The organism is Novosphingobium sp. G106 (assembly GCF_019075875.1).
In the GTDB taxonomy this organism is placed as follows: domain Bacteria; phylum Pseudomonadota; class Alphaproteobacteria; order Sphingomonadales; family Sphingomonadaceae; genus Novosphingobium.
The window spans coordinates 1351547-1370268 of sequence record NZ_JAHOOZ010000001.1; the positions used below are offsets into that span (position 1 = coordinate 1351547).

15 protein-coding genes are annotated in these 18722 nt (G+C 65.5%); 7 read left to right on the forward strand and 8 right to left on the reverse strand.

Annotation, left to right across the window (positions count from 1 at the left end; translation table 11 throughout):
* Positions 1 to 102 precede the first annotated feature (102 nt).
* From KRR38_RS06420 to KRR38_RS06435, 4 genes are read right to left on the reverse strand one after another with little or no spacing between them, the layout of a single operon-like run.
* Positions 103 to 2127 carry an FAD-dependent oxidoreductase gene (locus KRR38_RS06420; protein ID WP_217399727.1) on the reverse strand — a complete coding sequence of 675 codons (2025 nt, stop codon included), beginning with the start codon at positions 2125 to 2127 and terminating at the stop codon, positions 103 to 105.
* Between the two features lie 20 nt (positions 2128 to 2147).
* Positions 2148 to 2942, reverse strand: a complete 795-nt coding sequence (locus KRR38_RS06425; RefSeq protein WP_217399729.1) for an SDR family NAD(P)-dependent oxidoreductase — start codon at positions 2940 to 2942, stop codon at positions 2148 to 2150.
* Positions 2939 to 4075, reverse strand: coding sequence for a thiolase family protein (locus KRR38_RS06430; protein ID WP_217399731.1), 1137 nt, complete (start codon positions 4073 to 4075; stop codon positions 2939 to 2941). The genes KRR38_RS06425 and KRR38_RS06430 overlap by 4 nt, the downstream gene beginning before the upstream one ends.
* Positions 4075 to 4503, reverse strand: coding sequence for a Zn-ribbon domain-containing OB-fold protein (locus KRR38_RS06435; protein WP_217399733.1), 429 nt, complete (start codon positions 4501 to 4503; stop codon positions 4075 to 4077). Before KRR38_RS06435 ends, KRR38_RS06430 begins: the two co-directional genes overlap by 1 nt.
* A gap of 181 nt (positions 4504 to 4684) precedes the next feature.
* Here KRR38_RS06435 and KRR38_RS06440 point away from each other — a divergent pair, with 181 nt between their 5' ends.
* From KRR38_RS06440 to KRR38_RS06465, 6 genes are read left to right on the forward strand one after another with little or no spacing between them, the layout of a single operon-like run.
* Positions 4685 to 6640: an NAD(P)/FAD-dependent oxidoreductase gene (locus KRR38_RS06440; RefSeq protein WP_217399735.1), complete on the forward strand. Its 1956-nt coding sequence runs from the start codon at positions 4685 to 4687 to the stop codon at positions 6638 to 6640.
* Positions 6637 to 8730, forward strand: coding sequence for an acetate--CoA ligase family protein (locus KRR38_RS06445; protein ID WP_217399737.1), 2094 nt, complete (start codon positions 6637 to 6639; stop codon positions 8728 to 8730). Before KRR38_RS06440 ends, KRR38_RS06445 begins: the two co-directional genes overlap by 4 nt.
* Complete coding sequence (locus tag KRR38_RS06450) at positions 8727 to 9626, forward strand: enoyl-CoA hydratase (RefSeq protein WP_217399739.1); 900 nt, start codon at positions 8727 to 8729, stop codon at positions 9624 to 9626. Before KRR38_RS06445 ends, KRR38_RS06450 begins: the two co-directional genes overlap by 4 nt.
* On the forward strand, positions 9623 to 10768 hold the full coding sequence (locus KRR38_RS06455; RefSeq protein ID WP_217399741.1) for an acyl-CoA dehydrogenase family protein: 1146 nt from the start codon (positions 9623 to 9625) through the stop codon (positions 10766 to 10768). The genes KRR38_RS06450 and KRR38_RS06455 overlap by 4 nt, the downstream gene beginning before the upstream one ends.
* Positions 10769 to 10773: 5 nt before the next feature.
* Positions 10774 to 11805 (forward strand): acyl-CoA dehydrogenase family protein, encoded by a 1032-nt coding sequence (locus KRR38_RS06460; protein WP_217399743.1) that lies wholly within the window; start codon positions 10774 to 10776, stop codon positions 11803 to 11805.
* Entirely contained in the window at positions 11798 to 12907 is a 1110-nt protein-coding gene (locus KRR38_RS06465) for an NAD-dependent epimerase/dehydratase family protein (RefSeq protein ID WP_217399745.1), read from the forward strand. The genes KRR38_RS06460 and KRR38_RS06465 overlap by 8 nt, the downstream gene beginning before the upstream one ends.
* 7 nt (positions 12908 to 12914) lie before the next feature.
* Here the strand turns inward: KRR38_RS06465 and KRR38_RS06470 are convergent, their stop codons facing one another.
* The 4 genes from KRR38_RS06470 to KRR38_RS06485 all read right to left on the reverse strand — a co-directional run bounded on the left by KRR38_RS06470 (position 12915) and on the right by KRR38_RS06485 (position 18277).
* Complete coding sequence (locus tag KRR38_RS06470) at positions 12915 to 14609, reverse strand: FAD-binding protein (protein ID WP_217399747.1); 1695 nt, start codon at positions 14607 to 14609, stop codon at positions 12915 to 12917.
* A gap of 29 nt (positions 14610 to 14638) precedes the next feature.
* Entirely contained in the window at positions 14639 to 16360 is a 1722-nt protein-coding gene (locus KRR38_RS06475; protein WP_217399749.1) for a class I adenylate-forming enzyme family protein, read from the reverse strand.
* A gap of 82 nt (positions 16361 to 16442) precedes the next feature.
* Positions 16443 to 17234 (reverse strand): phytanoyl-CoA dioxygenase family protein, encoded by a 792-nt coding sequence (locus KRR38_RS06480; RefSeq protein WP_217399751.1) that lies wholly within the window; start codon positions 17232 to 17234, stop codon positions 16443 to 16445.
* On the reverse strand, positions 17231 to 18277 hold the full coding sequence (locus KRR38_RS06485) for a cyclase family protein (protein ID WP_217399753.1): 1047 nt from the start codon (positions 18275 to 18277) through the stop codon (positions 17231 to 17233). Before KRR38_RS06485 ends, KRR38_RS06480 begins: the two co-directional genes overlap by 4 nt.
* 100 nt (positions 18278 to 18377) lie before the next feature.
* Between KRR38_RS06485 and KRR38_RS06490 the strand changes: the two genes are divergently transcribed.
* Complete coding sequence (locus tag KRR38_RS06490) at positions 18378 to 18716, forward strand: hypothetical protein (protein WP_217399755.1); 339 nt, start codon at positions 18378 to 18380, stop codon at positions 18714 to 18716.
* Positions 18717 to 18722: the final 6 nt, after the last annotated feature.

Sequence of the window (18722 nt, forward strand, 5' to 3'; positions counted from 1 at the left end):
CGCAAAAGAATGCAACGCGAACGCGCCCAAATGGTCAATTTTCTCGGCTGACACAACCCTCCACTCGAAGTTTTCACCACAGGCATTGCATTCAATCCGTCATCAAATCCTCCGCGCCAGATAGGCTGCCTCGTGAATCGCATTGCCGTAGGAGCGCGGCGCGCGTGCATCGCCGACGACATGAACCTCGATCCCCGTGCCCTGCAGTGCCACCGAAAGCGGATCGTGCGCGACGCGGCCGGGAGCCACGACGAGATGCGCGCAAGCGACGCTCTCCTGGCGCCCGTCGCCGTGACGGAGCTTTACCTCACCTTGCGCGACATCGACGAGTTCCACCGAGGTTTCCGGCACCAGTTCCGCCTGCGCCGCCCAGAGCATCACATAGCGGGCGCGCGAGCCGATGTAGGTGGCGGGCGCAAACTTGGGGCGCGGATCGAGCAGCCGGACCCTGCGGCCGCCGCGGACCAGATCGAGCGCCAGTTCCACGCCTTCCGCTGCGCCCCAGACCAGGACCGGCCCCTCGTTCAGCGTGTCCCTTCCCTCTGTGAGAACTCGGTCGATCGTACGGGCAAAGCCGCTTTCGAGCGCTGCTGCGAGGCCCGGCACCTCGGGCAACGCCGGCCGCGCGCCCGTGGCTATGACGACGACATCGGGCTTCTCGGCCCTGATCCGCTCGATCGTCAGCTCCTCGCCGAACCGGACGTCGACGCCGTGCTTGGCGATCATCCGCCGGTGCCATTCGGGCTGGTAGGCGATCTGCTCGACGTTGCGCAGCGTCTTGTAGTTGCCGGCCCAGTTCATCACGCCGCCGAGCTTGTCCGACTTCTCGAACAGTGTGACCTTGTGGCCGATCTCGTGCGCGGTCAGTGCATATTCCATGCCGCCCGAGCCGCCGCCTGCGATCAACACGCGCTTGGGGCGGTTGGTCGGGACCAGGCGATATTCGCGGTCGCGACCGAAGTTCGGGTTCTGCGCCGATCCCGCAACGCCCTTGCCGAAGATGTTGCCCTGGAGCAGCGAGGCGCCGGTTCGCGTCGACCTGCGGATCTCGTCCTCGCGGCCTTCGGCGATCTTGCGCGGGAAATCGGGGTCGTCGAGCGACTGGCGGCACGAGGCAAAGAAGTCCGCCGCGCCTTCGCCTACCATCGCGCGCATCTGCTCGGGCGTGTTGACGTTGCACGAGCCCATCAACGGCATGTCGATGCCGCGCGCCATCAGGCCTTCGCGCGTGCGCTGGATGTAGGGCAGTGTCACCAGGTTCGGCACATAGAACCCGCCGCCGATGATCTCGCCCGAGTTGATCTCGGGGTCGCGGCTCTTGGCCGGCAGCATCGAGCCGAAGGTGCAGTCGAGCGCGTCGATGCCCAGCGCGTGCAGCCGCGGCGCGTACTCGTCGAGGAAGTAGTCGAGGTCGTAGCCGCCGACGAAGTTCTCGTCGCAGACCAGGCGCGGGATGATCGGATAGTCCTTGCCGCAAAGCTCCTGCGTGCGCTGGAGGATCTGCTCGCAAAACAGGAAGCGGTCGGCATATTCGTCGTTGCGGCCGGTGTTCTCCAGCAGCGACAGGGTCACGTGCGGCAGCGAGCCGTGGCAGAAGTGGAACGAGACGTAGTCGTAGCCTGCTTCCTTCGAACGGCGGGCGGCCTGGGCATAGTCCTCGACGAGTTCACGATAGACCTCGGTCGGGACGACGCCGGGCTGCTGGTTGCCGATCGGGTACTTGCCGGTCGGCCCCCAGGCAACGGTGCCGGGAATCCAGCCCTTGCCGGGCTCGAGCGGGAAGGTCGCGCCGACGCCGGGGATCAACCCGCCGTAAAACAGCTGAATGCCGGCGAGCGAATTGTTGTGGTGGATCACCTCGACCAGCTCGCGCTGGCCGATGATGTAGGTGTCGTCGTAGAAGCCGAGCATGCGCTCGTTGATCAGGCCGTCCCACCGCACGCAGGTCGCTCCGACGCAGACCGCGCCATATCCGCCCGCTGCCAGTGCTTCGTAGGCGCCGACCGCCTGGCGCGTCACATAGCCGCGGTCGTCCGACATGTTCATCGTCGTCGGCGCATGGATCATGCGGTTGCGAAAAGTCAGGCCGCGTGTCTTGAAGGGTTGCAGAAGTGGATCGGTGATCACGAAGGGTCCTCTTGGATAGGTCAGGCGCTCTTGGCGCGATCGATGGCTATGCTGGCGCCCGAGATGAAGCTGGCGCGATCGGAACTGAGAAAGACGATGAGGTCGGCTACTTCCTCCGGCCGTCCGGCGCGGCCGGTGGTCATCACGGCTTCGACCGCCTCGGGTGGGCCGACGCGTTCGTAAATGCCGTAGAAGTCGTCGGCCATTGCGGTCTGGATCAGGCCGGGATGGATCGAGTTGATCCGGATATCGTGGCCGCAGCGTGCCGTTTCGAGGGCAGCGGAGCGCGTTAGGTGGGCGACGGTTGCCTTGCTGGCACCGTAAGACGCCATGATCGACGAGCCCGTGAACGATGCCGCCGACGAGATGTTGATGATTGCGCCCTTCCCTGCCGCGCGCATGAAGCCGAGCGCCATGCGCATGCCCAGCAACGTACCGTCGACGTTGACCGCGAAGGTCTTGCGATAGGGTTCGATATCCTCGTCACCGACACGGTCGGAGAATACAATGCCGGCGCTGTTCACCAGGATGTCGAGATTGCCCCAGGTCTTGCCGATCCACAGCCCGGTCTCGACCCATTCTTCCTCGCTCGTCACGTCGAGTTGGCCGAAGGCGGCAATGCCTCCAGCGGCGGTTATGGCATCGGCGACGCGATGTGCACCAACGACGTCGCGGTCGAGCACGATCACCGTCGCTCCGACTTCGGCAAGCGCCAAGGCCGCCGCGCGGCCGATGCCCGAGGCGGCGCCGGTGACGGCGGAGATCCGACCCGTCAGGTCGAGCCAGGGCCCCTTGGTCATACTGGTGCCAATCATGCCTTCTCGAGGATATGGACACCCGCGGCGGCGCCGAAGCCAAGCACGTGCGACAGGCCGATCCGCGCGCCGGTCACCTGCCGTGCGCCTGCCTCGCCGCGCAGGTGTTCGACGATCTCGACCATGTTGGCGACGCCGGTCGCGCCGATCGGATGGCCTTTCGATAGCAATCCACCCGAGACGTTGACTGGGATGCGCCCGCCGAGCGCGGTGTCGCCGCTGTCGATCAGTCGGCCGGCCTCGCCTTCGCCGCAGAGGCCGAGATTTTCGTAGTGGAGGATTTCGGCCGTCGCGAAGCAATCGTGGAGTTCGACGATATCGAGGTCCTTGGGGCCGAGGCCCGCCATCTCGTAAGCCTTGGCCGCGGCAAGCCGTGTCACCGAGTTACAGTCGAACATCACCGGATTGCGCGGCTCGTAGGGATCGGATGTCAGCATCGAGGCGCGGATGCGCACCGCGCGGCTCATGCCGAGCTCGCGAGCCTTCTTCTCCGATACGAGGACGAGCGCAGCGGCGCCGTCGACATTGGCCGAGCACATCAGCTTGGTCAGCGGCCAGGCGATCATCTCGCTGGCGAGCACTTCGTCGAGCGGCGTCTCCTTCCGGTAGGCCGCCTTGGGATTCATCGTCGCGTGGTGGTGGTTCTTGACCGCGACCTGGGCGAACTGCTCGATCGTCGTGCCGTAGGCGGCCGTGTGGACCATGCCGGCCTCCGCGAAGACTGCAGGCATCGATTCCGAGCCGAACAGGCCCTCGGGTGGCGGTCCGTCGTGCGGCGCGCCACCGAGCATGCCGCGCGGGTTCTTCTCCGAACCGACCACGAGCACGGCGTCATAGATACCGCTCTTGATACCGATGAACGCCTCGCGCACGGCGGTCGCGCCCGAGGCGCAGGCGTTCGAGACATTGATGCAGGGCACGCCGGTCTGGCCGATCTCCTTGAGCACCTTCTGGCCGAGCATCGACTGCGCGTTGAAGCACGACGAGGCATAGACCGCGCCGATGTCCTTGATCGACAGCCCAGAGTCGTCGAGTGCCTTCAGCGAAGCCTCGGCACCGAGCTGGTAGTAGGTCCGATCAGGATAGCGGCCGAAAGCGATCATGTCCGCGCCGACGATGTAGACGTCGCTCATCATGCATCTCCCTTGGGAGTAAAATGGAACCCGACGTATGGCGCGCCTTCCTTGTCGCGCGCGCCGCCGGCGTCGTCGAACACAAGGCTGACCGGCATTCCCTGCCGCACCGCCGCCGCATCGACGCCGCGCAGCGTGCCTTTGAGCGTCAACCCGTCATCGAGATCGACGATTGCCGAAACGAAGGGCACCGCGATGCCGGGATAGGAGCGGTGAACCACCGACCAACTGTAGAGCTTGCCGCTCTCGGCCGCACGGAACGCCTCGGGCGCGTTGCGGCTTGCGCAGCGGCGGCAGGACATCGTCTGCTCGGCGAAAACGCCACCGCAATCGCGGCAGCGAAACCCCTCGATCGAAGCGCGTCCGTCCGTGCCGATGCGGATCACTCCGGTCGCCGGCTTCGGCAAGGTCAAGCTGTCTGTCGCCAAGTCATCTCTCCTTCGGCCGATTCGCCCGATCGATCCTGCGCGCCCTGGAAAGCGCGGCAAAGAGCGTCCCCTCCATACCGCAGCCACGATGCGAGTAAAGAATGAATACGACCTATTGCATTATTTCCCTCAGCGGCTAGTGCAACCCTCGAAGGGCAGTCCAACGAAAAGCCGGAATGAGATGACCAGCAACCCCGATTCCCACGCTTTCCAGGAACTGATCGCGAGTCCGCCCGAAGTGCTCGAAGCGCACCTCGCCGCGCTCGATCCGGTGCCGCTGCTGCTGGTCTACACGCACCTGTCGGGCGATGAGTCGCTGCTCGAAAAGTTCCGTCCGCACATCCACGGCGCTTGGAGCTTCGAGGTCGACATTCCCGCAGACCTGCAGGCCGAACTGCGCGCCAAGGTCACCGCGACGTTCAAGGATTATGCCGCCACGAACCGCGCTCTGCCGCCCGCGCCAGAGGCCGACCAGCTTCAGCGCATGTGCGATGTGGCGGTCGGCCAGGTCGTGCCGCCCGAATACCTGCCGATGGTGCTGGAGGAACTGAACTTCGGCACCGGAGACGCCAAATCCGTGCAGTGGCGCAAGCCGGTGCCAGCGGAGGTCATGGACCGCTATCACGTACTCGTGATCGGCGCAGGCTATTCGGGCCTCGCCATGGCGATCAAGCTCAAGGAAGCGGGCATCCCCTTCACCGTCATCGAGAAGAACGACGACGTCGGCGGCACCTGGTACGAAAATTCCTATCCGGGTGTCGCGGTCGACACGCCCAACCACTTCTATTCGTACTCGTTCCGCACGTCCTCGGACTGGGATCACTATTTCGCGCAGGGTCCGGAGATCATCGAGTACATCCGGACCGTCTATCGCGAGTCCGGCGTGGCCGATCACATGCGGTTCGAGCAGGAAGTCGTCCGCGCGGTCTGGGACGAGGCCGGCCAAGTCTGGGCGGTCACGATCCGGCGCAAGGAAGGCAGTGTCTACGAGATGAGGGTCAATGCGCTTGTCAGCGGCACGGGCTTGCTCAACCGCCCCTCGATCCCGCCGATCCCCGGAATCGAGGACTTCAAGGGGGCCATGTTTCACTCGTCTCGCTGGGATCACAATCTCGATCTGACGGGCAAGACCGTGGTGCAGATCGGCACCGGTGCCAGCGGCATGCAGCTTGGTCCCAAGGTCGCGGAGGTCGCCGGCCATCTGACGATCTTCCAGCGCTCGCCCCACTGGGCGCGGCACAATCCTTTGCTCTATGCCGAGGTCAGCGAGGGGCTCAAATGGGGGCTCGAACACGTCCCGTTCTATACCAAGTGGTGGCGCTTCCAGCTGCTCTACGCGACCTCGGACGGGATGCTGCCGCATCTCAAGAAGGACCCGAACTGGCCCGAACCCGAGACCTCGCTCAACGCCTTCAACAAGGCGATCCGCGAGCAGTTGATCGCCCACATGCGCGAACAACTGAAAGGCGATGAGGAACTGCTCGCCAAGGTCACGCCAAGCTTCCCGCCTTATGGCAAGCGGATGCTGCGCGACAGCAACTGGTTCAGCGCACTGACCCGCGACAATGTCGAGCTGGTCACCGGCCCGGTCCAGAAGATCACCGCGACCGGCGTGGTCGACAAGGATGGCATCGAGCATCCGGCCGAGGTCATCATCCTCGCGACCGGCTTCAAGGCGCAGGCGCCGCTGTTTCCGATGGAGATCGTCGGCACCGACGGATCTCTGCGCGGCAAATGGGGCGACGACGACCCGCGCGCGCACTTGGGTATCACCGTCCCCCACTTCCCCAACCTGTTCATCCTATACGGCCCCGGCACCAACGGCGGACACGGAGGCAGCGCGGTGTTCAATTCCGAATGCCAGGTCCGCTACACGATGCTGGCCTTGCGCGAACTGATCGAACGCGAGGCGAGCAGCCTCGAAGTCCGCCGCGAACCGTTCGAGGCCTATCAGGCCGAGTTCGACGCCGAGCACGAAAAGCTCGTCTGGACGCATCCCGGCGTGAACAATTGGTACAAGAACAAGTCGGGCCGCGTGGTGACGAACAACCCCTGGCGTCTCTCGCGCTATCGCAACATGACCGCGGTGTTCGATACCGAGGAATACGAGATCAAGGGCGGAGAGGCTGCAGCATGAGTCTGAACCCGCTCCTTTCGCCCCGCTCGATCGCGGTCGTCGGTGCATCGGACAACCCGAAGCGGATCGGTGGTGTGCCGGTAAGCCTGCTGAAGCGCGCCGGCTTCGAAAGGCTCTATCCGGTCAATCCGAAGAATGAGCTTGTCCAAGGCCTCAAGGCTTATCCCGACATCGAGAGCATACCAGAAGTGGTCGATCTCGTCGTCGTCGCGCTCTCGGCCGAGGCCACCCTGCCCTATCTCGAACGCTGCCACGCGCTTGGCATCCCCGCCGCGCTGGTCTTTGCTGCGGGCTATGCCGAGACCAACGAGCCCGAGGGCATTGCCCGTCAGGAAGCGCTGACCGCTTTCGCAAAGCGCACGGGCATGAAAGTCGCCGGGCCCAACGCCATGGGCAACGTCAACTTCACCGACGGCGTGTTCACCACGTTCGGGCCCACCTTCCAGCCCGACGATCCGGCGGGCGAGATCGCGCTCGTCACGCAGAGCGGCAACATGTGCGCGACCCTGTTCCGCATCGCGCGGCGGGCAGGGGTGGCCTTCAGCCAGGTGATCAACACCGGCAACGAAGCGAGCGTCGAGCTCGCCGATTATCTCAATCATCTCGCCGACGATCCGAACACCAGCGCGGCGCTCTGCTATATCGAAGAGCTGCGCGACGGACCGAAATTCCTTGCCGCCGCTGCAAAATTCAGAGCTGCGGGCAAGCTGCTGGCAGTCTTCAAGGTCGGCGCTTCCGAAAAGGGCGCCGAGGCGACGCGTTCGCACACGGCCGCGCTCGCGGGGGACAGCGCGGCCTACGACGCGGCCTTTGCACGCGCCGGCGTTGCACGCGCCAGCGAGCTCTCCGTCCTCGCCGACCTCGCCTATCTCCATTCGCTGGGAAGCAAGATCGGCGGCAGCAACTGTGCGATCCTGTCGATCTCCGGTGCGGCCGGGGCGATCCTGTCCGATGCACTTGCGCTCGGCGGGGCCGACGTTCCGACTTTGCCTGCCGATGTGCAGGCGGCGCTCGCCGCGCAGATACCCGGCCATTCGATGGTCTCGAACCCGATCGACATGACCGGCAACATTGTCAATTCGAACGACTTCCTCAGCGAGTGCATCCGCCTGGCGCTGACACCTGACGAGATCGACGTCCTGCTGCTCTACACGCCGGGTTCCTTCCTCACCAATGCGATCGACCAGATCGAGAAGGCTGCGGCGGCTAGCGCCAAGGCGATCGTCGTGATCGACACCTATGCCATGGCCGATCGCGCGCGACTGGCAGCGGCCGGAGTCGGCTATTTCGACGACTTCGACCGTGCCGCGCGTGCCATCGCAGCCTATGGCCATTGGAAGAAGGGCAGCGTCGAGACCGCTGCGGCTCCGACCGCCCTGGCGAGCTGGCCCGCCCTTCCGGCCGATCGCAGCGCCCTGTCCGAGACCGAAGGCAAGGAAGCGCTGGCGGCTTTCGGCGTGCCGGTGGTGCATGACGCACTGGTGCAGAGCGCGGAAGAAGCCCGCGCCGCCGCCGAGAAGATTGGCTATCCGCTCGTCGCCAAGCTGGTCAGCCCCGACGTGGCACACAAGACCGAGCACGGGCTGATCCGCCTCGGTCTCAGCGACGCAGACGCCGTGGTCTATGCCTTTGACGCGATGATGGCCAAGGGGCGCTCGATGCCCGGCGTCCATATCGAAGGCGTCACGCTCGAACCGATGCTCCAGGGCGGCGTCGAGATTCTTGCCGGCGTTACGCGCGATCCGGTGTTTGGATGGATGCTCACGGTCGGTCTTGGCGGGGTCTGGACCGAGCTGATGCAGGACGCCTGCCACAGCCTGCTGCCGGTCGAAGCCGCGCAGGCGGAAACGATGCTCCGCAGCCTCAAGGGCTTCAAGCTGCTCGACGGCTATCGCGGCGCGCCCAAGGCGGACGTTGCCGCCGCAGCCAAGGCTATCGCCGCACTCGGCGAGGCGGTACTTGCCGGCGGTGATCGCTTGCGCGAAGTGGAGATCAACCCGCTGCTCGTGCTGCCCGAAGGACAGGGCGCCGTAGCGGTCGATGCGCTGGTGCTCCTGAACGAACCGGCGCGCCTGGAGGAACTGGCATGAAAGACGACCTGGTGGCCCCGCAGAAGGTCGACATCGTCTACGAGACCGAAGAGCCGGTGCTCTACGAAGTAACGGACGGCGTCGCCTGGATCACGATGGACCGGCCGCAGTTCAACAATGCCCAGAACGGGCAGATGACCTATGCGCTCGACGATGCGTTCCGCCGCGCAACCAACGACGACGCAGTGCGCTGCATCGTCCTCGCCGGCAACGGCAAGCACTTCTCGGCCGGGCACGATATTGGCACCCCGGGGCGCGACCTGCACCACGAGTTCGACAAGCGCGAGATCCTGCCCGGCCACACCAACAAGCCCGCGGCCGAACTGCTCTATACGCGCGAGCAGGAACAGTACCTCGGCATGTGCCGCCGCTGGCGCGACATTCCCAAGCCGACCATCGCGATGGTCCAGGGCGCCTGCATCGCGGGCGGCCTGATGCTGGCCTGGGTCTGCGACCTGATCGTCGCCAGCGAGGACGCCTTCTTCCAGGATCCAGTGAACCCGCTGATGGGCATTCCCGGTGTCGAATACTTCGCCCACGCCTATGAGCTGCCGCCACGCGTGGCCAAGGAATTTCTTCTGCTCGGCGAACGCATGAAGGCACAGCGCGCCTACGACTTCGGCATGGTCAACAAGGTCGTCCCGCGCGAGGAACTGCGCGCCGCGACCGAGGCCTGGGCGACCAAGCTCGCCGGCCAGGGCCGCCTCGGCAACTGGCTGACCAAGCAGGCGGTCAACCACGTCGAGGAACTGCGCGGCAAGCGCGCAGCGATGGACGCGGTGTTTCACATGCACCATTTCGCCCATGCGCAGAACGATCTCGTCACCGGCAGCTCGATCGGCGGGGTCAGCGGCAAGTCGGCTGCCGCGGCGAACAAGAAGAACGCTGGCGAGTGAACCTCGAATATACCCCCGAACAGCGTGCGTTCCGCCTGGAGGTGCGCGCGTGGATGGAAACAAACGTTCCCAAGGAACGCTTGCCCTCCTTCGACCTCACCCGCGAGGGCTTCGAGGCGCACCGTGACTGGGAACGTAAGCTGAGCGATGGCCGCTGGGGCATGGTCACATGGCCCGAGGAACTCGGCGGACGCGGGCTCGACCTGATCCGCTGGCTGATCTTCGAAGAGGAATACTACCGCGCCGAAGCACCGACCCGGGTCAACCAGAACGGCATTTTCCTGCTCGGCCCGACGATGATGGAATTCGGCACCGAGGAGCAGAAGCAGCGCTTCCTGCCGTCGATGGCAGCCGGCGACGTCATCTGGGCCCAGGCCTGGTCCGAGCCCGGCGCCGGCAGCGATCTTGCCGGCGTGCGCTCGACCTGCGCGCGGGACGGCGACGAATATGTGCTCAACGGCCAGAAGATCTGGTCGAGCCGCGCGGTCTTCGCTGACTGGGCTTTCGGCCTGTTCCGCGAGCCGGGCAGCGAGCGGCACAAAGGCATGAGCCTGATCCTGTTCCCGCTCGACGCGCCCGGCGTCACCCGGCGCCCGATCGAGCGGATGGACGGCGAGAAGGTCTTCGCCGAGATATTCCTCGACAACGTCCGCGTGCCCGTGGCCGACCGGCTCGGCGGCGAAGGCGAAGGCTGGAAGGTCTGCATGGCGACCGCCGGCTTCGAGCGCGGGTTGCTACTGCGCTCGCCGGCGCGGTACCAGCAGGCGGCCAAGCGGCTGATCGGGCTCTATGAACGGCACAGGCACGAGCTGCCGGCCTCGATGGCCGAGCGGGTGGCGCAAAGCTGGATGGACGCCGATGCCTATGCGCTGGCGATCTACGCGATGTGCTCTCGGCTCGCCGCGGGCGGCACGATCGGACCAGAGAGCTCTACCAACAAGATATTCTGGTCCGAGCTGGACATGGCGCTGTCCCAAACCGCGCTCGACATCCTGGGGCCGCGCGCGGAACTGGCCGAGGGCGATCCCGAACGCTGGCTCGACTACTACATCTTCGCGCTGGCTGGGCCAATCTACGCCGGCTCCAACGAGATCCAACGCAATATCATCGCCGAGCGGATGCTCGGCCTGCCCAAGGGTTGAGCGAGATGCTTTTCGCTTTCACCGAAGACCAAGCCGCGATCACCGAAGCCGCGCGCGGGATGCTGATCGAAAGCTGCACGCCTGCCGACCTCCGCCGCCTGCTCGCAAACGGCGAAGCTATCGACAAGACACGCTGGCAGACGATCATCGACATGGGCCTGCTCGGCATTTGCGCGCCGGAAGACAAAGGCGGATTGGGGCTGAGCCTGATCGACTTCGTTGGCATCGCCGAGGCCGCGGGCTACGTCGCCCTGCCCGAACCGCTGATCGAAATGGCCGGCGTTGTAGTTCCTCTGCTGGCGAGTCTCGACGACAAGGGCTGGCTTGCTCGCGTTCTAGCAGGAGAGATCGTTGCGGTCGGGCATCCGGCCAATCCCCTCGTCTCCGAGGCTGACGGCGCCGCTGCTTTCGTGCTCAGCAGTGGGGACGATCTGCATCTGGTCGAACGCGATGCCGTGACGCTCACGCGCGTAGACAGCTTCGATCCCTTCCGCCGCCTGTTCTGCGCCGACTGGGCGCCCTCTGCCGCCACGCACGTGAATGGCGGTTGGCGGCAGACGGCACAACGCGGCGCCGTGCTCGCCGCGGCGCAGATGCTCGGGCTCGGCCAGCGCTGCGTCGACATCGCGGTGGCCTATGCCAAGGATCGCCACCAGTTCGGCAAGCCGATCGGTTGCTACCAGGCCGTCAAGCACCTCCTTGCCGACGCGCAGGTCAAGATCGAGTTTGCCCGACCCGTCGTCCACGCCGCCGCTATCGAACTGCCTCTGGGCAGTCCTGCAGCAAAAGCCCGCGTCGCCCACGCCAAGCTCGCTGCGGCCGAGGCCGCCGACCTTGCCGCCCGCACCGCGGTGCAAGTCCACGGCGCGATGGGCATGACCTGGGAAGTGGACGTCCACTTCTTCCTCAAGCGCGCGCTGGCGCTCAAGACCGCCTGGGGCACGCCGGCGATGCACATGGCGCAGGTGATCGACCGCATGACCGCGCTGCCGACCGGGCCGGAACATACTTTCGCCGCCTCGTTCGAGCATGGCTGATCCCGTTCGGCGTGTCCTCGTCGCAGGGGCGAGCGGTGTCATCGGAACCGCAGCGGTCGAACATTTCGCGGGTCTGTCGGGTTGGGACGTCATCGCGCTGTCGCGCCGCCCGCCAGTCGTCGCGCAAGGCACGAGGTTCGACCACGTCGCCGCAGATCTTAGCGATCCCGCCGCCTGCACTGTGCTGACCGAACGTCTGCCCCCGATAACGCATCTGATCTATGCGGCGGTGGCGGAAGCCCCCGGCCTCGTGGCCGGTTGGCGCGACGAAGCGCTGATGGCCGTCAACGGCGCCATGTTCGCCAATATCCTCGCGCCGGTCGCTCGATCCGGCACTTTGCAGCACGTGAGCATCCTGCAGGGCGCCAAGGCCTATGGCGCTCATGTCCATCCCGTTACCGTGCCGCTGCGCGAGGCCGCGCCGCGCGATCCCCACGCCAATTTCTACTGGCTGCACGAGGATATGCTGCGCGAAACGGCATCGCAGCATGGCTTCGGCTTCACCATCTTCCGGCCGCAAGTCGTGCTGGGCTGGGCGCCCGGAGCAGCGATGAATCCGGTTGCCGCGATCGGCGCCTATGCCGCGCTGTGCAAAGATCTCGGCAAGCCTTTCGCGCTGCCAGGGACAAGCGCAGCGCTCTGGGAAATGGCAGACGCCGGCCTGCTGGCTCAGGCGCTGGCCTGGGCGGCGACCGATCCCGCCGCAGCGGGCGAGAACTTCAACCTCACCAACGGCGACGTCTTCGTGCTGCGTCACGCCTGGCCCGTGCTGGCGGACATGCTGGGCCTGCCTGGCGAAAGCCTCGCGCCCGAAACCTTCAGCAGCCTCTTCTCGGCACCCGAGAGCCAGCAGGCCTGGTCGGCCATCGCCCGACGGCACGGGCTGATCGAACCCTCGCTGTCGGCCCTGCTAGGCCAATCGGCAACCTATCTCGATCTGCTGCTGGCATCGCGCATCGCCGACAAGGCGAGCCCAACGCTGCTGAGCACGATCAAGCTGCGGCAGGCCGGTTTCGCCGCCTGCCGCGATAGCCTCGAATCGCTCGTCGGTCAGCTTCGCAAGATGGCCGAACTGCGGCTGCTCCCGCCGCTGTTCGGCTGATCCGGCCTCAGGCGATGTTGCTGGCGTTCGCCGCGTGCTTGGCGGCGATCCATCCGAACACGAAGCTGGGTCCCACGCTCGACCCCGCGCCCGGATAGATCCGGCCCATCACCGAAGCCGTACTGATGCCTGTCGCATAGAGCCCTTCAATCCAGCTGCCGTCTTCGCGCAGTACGCGTGCGTTCTCGTCCGTGACGACGCCGCCATAGGTGCCCACGTCACCCGGCACAACCGGCGCCGCATAGAACGGCCCCGTCTCGATCGGCCCCAGGGTGTGCGAACCGTCCTTGCGGTGGAAGTTGCCCAGGAAGTTGTCGTAGGCGCGGTTGCCGCGGCCGAACTCGCTGTCCACGCCCGCGCGGGCATCGGCATTGAACTTGTCGATCGTATTGCGGAGTACTTTCGGATCGACGCCGATCTGGTCGGCGAGGCCTTCGATCGTGTCCGCGCGCTTGAAGAAGCCGGATTCCAGCCAGGCCTTGGGCGGATTACCGCCGTGATAATCGTCGCGGCCCTTCTGATCGCCGATCCACCAGCTGTGCACGGCCGGCACGATCTTGTCGCGCTTGAGCATGTTCTGGCAGAACTCCATGTAGGAGCCGCCCTCGTTCATGTAGCGGACGCCCGACTGGTCGACGACGATCGAGTGCGGCTTGGCATAATGCGTCTGGCCGCCCGCTAGTTCGCCCAGCGAGACGCCGTTGCCCTGGTTCTCTTTGCCCGGCGGGATCGTCATCTGGTTGCCGACCATTTCCTCCATCTGGCCGATGGCGGCGCCGATCCTGTTCATCTCGAGGATCATCTCGCCCGTGCTGCCGGGTGTTGCCGCGGTCCACTTGGCCGAAGTACCGGGCTGGTACTTGTCGCGCATCTCCTGATTGTGGCTGAAGCCGCCGGCGTTCACCAAGACGCCGAGGTTCGCGCCGACGCGCCAGGGCTTGCCGTCCTTCTCGGTGATGACGCCCTTCACCGCGCCGTTCTCATCCTGGATGAAGCCGCTGACCTTGCTGTTGACGCGCAGGTCAACGCCGGCGTTCAGGCTGGCCTGCAACATCCGCCCCTGCAGCGCGCCGCCAGCGGTGACCCAGCGCTTGCCGGTCAGCTTGGCCAGGGCCATGCGCATGCCCACTTTCAGCATGTCGCGCTTGCCGATCCACGAGTGCTTGGCGAGGCCGATCTCGAACCCTTCGAAGAGGAAGGCCGGCGTATTGCCGAGGAAGTTGGGTTCGAGCCGCTCGCGCCATTCGCCGAGCTCGTTGGTGTTGAAAATGTCGGCGACGACCGTGCGGCCAGGGACGGAGCCGCCGGGGCGATCGTCGTAGTAGTCGGGCCACCAGGGAACGCGCCGCAGCTTGATCCCGTTGTTCACGAGGAAGTCGACCATCTTCGGCCCCTCAGTGACATAAGCGCTGCGCTTGGCCGGGCTGGTTCCGGGCGCATCGAGCGACTGGCCCGCGGTTGATTCCATGTAGGTCATCGACTTCTCGTAGCTGTCCTCGACTCCCTCTTCCTTCATGAAGCGGTTGTTGGGGATCCACATGACCCCGCCCGAGCGTGAGGTCGTGCCTCCGATCCGCGGCATCTTCTCCAGGATGACAACGCTCTTGCCCAGCGAGCGCATCAGTAGCGCCGAACACATCGAGCCGCCGCCGCTGCCCACCGAAACGAAATCGAAGGTCTCATCGAATTGCAGATCGCTCATTCACCCTATCCTCTCGTTTTTTCTTATCGTCAGGCTTCGGCGCGCTCGCGCAGCGCTTTCAGGAACTTGCCGCGATCGACCTTGCCCGATGCCGTGCGCGGCAGCGCGTCGCGGACCAGGAAGACGTCGCGCGGAACCTTGTAGATCGCCAGGCGCTGCTTGCTGAAGGCTTTGATCTCGTCTTCGACCACCTCGGCGCCGGGTTCGAGCACCGCGGTCACTGCCATCCGTTCGCCCAGGCGCACGTCGGGCAGGCCATAGGCAATCACCTCGCGCACCGCCGGGTGATCGCCGACGACGCGCTCGACCTCGGCGCAATAGATATTCTCGCCCCCCGAGATGACCATGTTCTTCTTGCGGTCGACGATCGTGTAGATGCCATTGGCGTCGACCGTGGCGATGTCGCCCGAAGCGAGCCAGCCATCCTTGAGCGTCTCGGCGGTCGCTTCAGGATCGCCGACATATTGGTTCATCAGCATCGGGCTGCGGACCCATAGCTCGCCCGGCTCGCCCGTGCCCGTGACCACGCTGCCGTCGTCGCGGCGCAATTCGACCCTCGTGGTCGGCGCCGCCCACCCGCAGGCTGCTGGGTGTTCGAGATAGATGTTGCCGCTGATCCCGCAGGTCCAGGCGGTCGCCTCGGTCTGGCCATAGCCGTTGGCGAGCTGGCAGTTCGGCATGCGCGCCTTGATCTGTTCGACCAGTTCGAGATTGAGCGGCGCCGCGCCGTTGACCATGTAGCGCACGTTGGCGAGCATCTCGGGCGTGGCGCGGGGGCTGCGGAACATGTCGAACAGCATGGCGGGCACGAAAGACAGCCGCGTCATGCCGACATGCTCGATCATGTCGAACGCAACGTCGGCGCTCCACTTGCCCATGATGTGGATTGTCGTGCCAAGGCTCAGCGCGCGCAGGATCGGCATGATGCCCGAGAGGTGGAACATCGGCCCGAGGATCACCGCCGGGGTGGTCATCGCCCGGCGATCGGGTGGCAGCGTCTCGCCACTTTCTTCCTCGTAGCGGACGTCCTGAAGGGTGCCCATGAAAGTCGCGACCGCAACCGAGTGGGTCAGCGCGCCGTGGCTCAGTAGCGCCCCCTTGGGGAAGCCCGTCGTGCCCGAGGTAAACAGGATGATTGCCCCGTCGGCTGGCTGCATCTCGACCGGTGCGAAATCGACGCCAGGCTGCGGCGCCGAAAGTTCGGCGAAATCGGCGTCGCCTTGGCGCAAGGCCACTTTTGGCTCGCCGATGACGATGCGTGGCCAGACGGGATCGGGCGTCGCCGCGGAGATCACGTCGTCGCGCTCTGCATCTAGGATGGCGAGCGTGCAGCCGACCTTTTCGATCGCCCGCAGCATTTCCTCGGCCGCGCCGCGGCTATTGACCAGCGCAGCGATGCCGCCCAGCGTCGTGATCGCCAGGGTCGAGATGATCCATTCGGGGCGATTGGCGGTGATCACCGCAACCGTGGTCCCCTTGGTCACGCCATATCGAGCGTGCAGTTCCTTCGCGAGCGCGGCTGCGCGGGCGAAGCCATCGGCATAGGTAATGCTGGTATCGCCCTGGACGACCATAATGCGGTCGCCGAAGGCCATCCCCTTGCGATAAAGCCCGGCCAGATTGCGCGGCGCGCCCTTGAATACCTCGTGATCATGGCCGCCGATCGTTTCGCTCTCGAGCTCGAACGGCTTGCCCGGCCCGAGCAGCCTCTCGACCAATGGATCACGGATATTCACCGATTCACCCGACACTTGTCGTCCTCTCCCGCTCGCGGAAAAATGCTTTACGCGCGATGCATATCGTGCCGCCAGCAATAGGCAAGCGGGCAATCCCTCAAGCCAGCTGCGGAAACACCGGGTGGCGGAAAGGATCGCCGTGACGGAGGCCATCGTGCAACCCTGCAACATTGGGCGCCGCGGTGCGTCCCGGACGCGTGCAATAGATCGCATCCTCGCCGAAGAAGCGCAGCGTCAGCGTGCGGCGGCGCCCTTGCGGACCGGGAGCGCCGCCCCCGTGGAGCACGCTCGGATGGAACAGCACGACGTCGCCCGGCTCGGTCGCCCAACCGGTTATGTCCCAGCGGCTGCGGTCGGCCTCGATGTCGGGGAGGCGCGGCAGGTCACCGGTCTTGTAGAACGGATCGGTTGGGTCGCCCGGCTTGAAGCTCGTGCCGTTGAACACCGGTCCGCGGTGGCTGCCGCGGCAATATTCGAGCGTGGCCTCGCGGCTGACGGGATCGAGGCTGATCCAGAACACCGCATGATGCTGGCCCGCCACGGGCATATAGGGCGTATCCTGGTGCCAGGGCGTGAAATTGTCCGTGGCTTCCTTGTGGAAGATCTGCTCGTACATGTACCAGACCGGCCCGCCCCAGAGCGCCTGGAGCAGCGGCGGGATCGGCGAGCGGGACAGCATCCCGGCATAGGCAGCGTAGCTCGCGGGATTGGACAGGTCCTGCCACGAGCGCTCGTCCCCGCCCATCGTGGTGAACCCCGGCCCGCGGTGGTCGCGCGTCCATTCGTAAGCGGCGGTCGCGTCGGCCAGTTGCTCGGCCGACAGGAAGCCCCGCAGGCAGACGACGCCGTCCCGGTCCATGGTTTCGCGCAGTTCGGCCACGTCGATCATACGGTTCCCACCCCCGTCACCGGCGACCCGACCGCGCCGGGCAATCGCAGCGGCGGCGCGGTGAAGAGGAAGCGCGATCGGCCGTTGGCGCGCAGCCAATCGGCCAGGTCGCTCAGCAGGAAGAACTCGCCGAGCGGGATGCCCAGCTTGAACAGGCAGAGATTGTGCAGCGGCACGCGGATGCCGTGCGGCGTCTGGCGCTGGAAATCCGGGCTGATCTCGACCGCTTCGTTGTCCGAGACCAGCGCCACCGCGCCGCTGTCGGCGACCCACTGGAGCAGCCTGTCGTCGAAACCGTCGAGCCCCGAGCACTTGTGCGGATCGAGCGTCACCTCGGGATCGGCATAGTTGGCGAGCAGAGCCCGGTCGAAACCGGTGCGGAAGCAGAGCACATCGCCTGCCTCTACCTCGACCTTGTCGGCTTCGAGTATCCGCATCAGTTGGTCATAGCCCACCGGCACGGCTTCAAGCCCGACATGAGCCTGCAGGTCGATCATCACCCCGCGCGCCTGCAGGCCGGTCTCGGCGATGCGCTCGATGCCGAGTGCCCGGGCACCGTAGGGACCATCCTTGGCCTGGCGATCGTGCAGGTAGTCCACCGGGCCCTTGACGTCGTCCTCGGCGTGGAAGCCGTTGTAGTAGGTGACTTCCTCGCCCGTGCCGCGTGAGTCGTAGAGGCAGCCCATGTGGCAGAGCGCATCCCACTGCGTTGAATATTGCAGGCTCAGCGTCACCTTGTCGTCGCAGACGGTCTCCTTCATTCCGGGAAAGACCCGGTCGTAGGGGTAGTTCATCGCCGGATCCTCGCCGCGCATCGAGAAACCGATCTGCGGGGGAAATCGGCGCGGGTTGAGCTGGACGCGCGGGCAGTCGAGCGGCAGCGACAGGCAGAAGGCGATCCCCTCGCGCACTTCGGCGGCAGCGGCGCGGCGGCGTTCGGGGGTGATCAGGTTGAGCCGGCCGATCTGGTCGTCGGGCCCGAAATCGCCCCAGTTGGAACCCTCGGGCCGCTCGCTCCAGCGCTTCCCCTCGATCTGCGCCATAGTCGGCCTTCTCCCATACAACGTCGAAGATAATGCTCGCCAGTCGTTGCATAAGCAAGCTGCTCGGCTACATTGGCCTCACTTCGGGAGAGAAATCGCTATGAGCCGCTTCACTTATGCCGTCCTGTCGCGCGCTGTCCCGGGACGCGAAGAGGAATTCGTTTCCTGGTACCGCGACCGGCATTTCCAGGACGTGCTACGCATGCCCGGCGTGGTCGGCGGCAAGCTCGTCAGCCTCGACTTCCAGCGCGTCTACGAACTCGACGCAGCGCCGCAGTGGACGCTACTGACGCTTTATGAGCTCGAGGGCAGCGATCCCGAGAGCGTGATCGACTCGATCCGCGCCGCCTCGGGATCGGACCATATGCCGATGACCGATGCGCTGACCAAGGCCGGGATGGTCCAGGCCGCCGGCCGGGTCATCGCCTCCAGCGACTAGGGGCAG

Excerpts from the sequence above, each read along its gene's own strand:
- KRR38_RS06425 (WP_217399729.1), bottom strand. The coding sequence starts at position 2,942 with ATGATTGGCACCAGTATGACCAAGGGGCCCTGGCTCGACCTGACGGGT.
- KRR38_RS06430 (WP_217399731.1), bottom strand. The coding sequence starts at position 4,075 with ATGAGCGACGTCTACATCGTCGGCGCGGACATGATCGCTTTCGGCCGC.
- KRR38_RS06440 (WP_217399735.1), top strand. The coding sequence starts at position 4,685 with ATGACCAGCAACCCCGATTCCCACGCTTTCCAGGAACTGATCGCGAGT.
- KRR38_RS06445 (WP_217399737.1), top strand. The coding sequence starts at position 6,637 with ATGAGTCTGAACCCGCTCCTTTCGCCCCGCTCGATCGCGGTCGTCGGT.
- KRR38_RS06450 (WP_217399739.1), top strand. The coding sequence starts at position 8,727 with ATGAAAGACGACCTGGTGGCCCCGCAGAAGGTCGACATCGTCTACGAG.
- KRR38_RS06460 (WP_217399743.1), top strand. The coding sequence starts at position 10,774 with ATGCTTTTCGCTTTCACCGAAGACCAAGCCGCGATCACCGAAGCCGCG.
- KRR38_RS06465 (WP_217399745.1), top strand. The coding sequence starts at position 11,798 with ATGGCTGATCCCGTTCGGCGTGTCCTCGTCGCAGGGGCGAGCGGTGTC.
- KRR38_RS06470 (WP_217399747.1), bottom strand. The coding sequence starts at position 14,609 with ATGAGCGATCTGCAATTCGATGAGACCTTCGATTTCGTTTCGGTGGGC.
- KRR38_RS06480 (WP_217399751.1), bottom strand. The coding sequence starts at position 17,234 with ATGATCGACGTGGCCGAACTGCGCGAAACCATGGACCGGGACGGCGTC.
- KRR38_RS06485 (WP_217399753.1), bottom strand. The coding sequence starts at position 18,277 with ATGGCGCAGATCGAGGGGAAGCGCTGGAGCGAGCGGCCCGAGGGTTCC.
- KRR38_RS06490 (WP_217399755.1), top strand. The coding sequence starts at position 18,378 with ATGAGCCGCTTCACTTATGCCGTCCTGTCGCGCGCTGTCCCGGGACGC.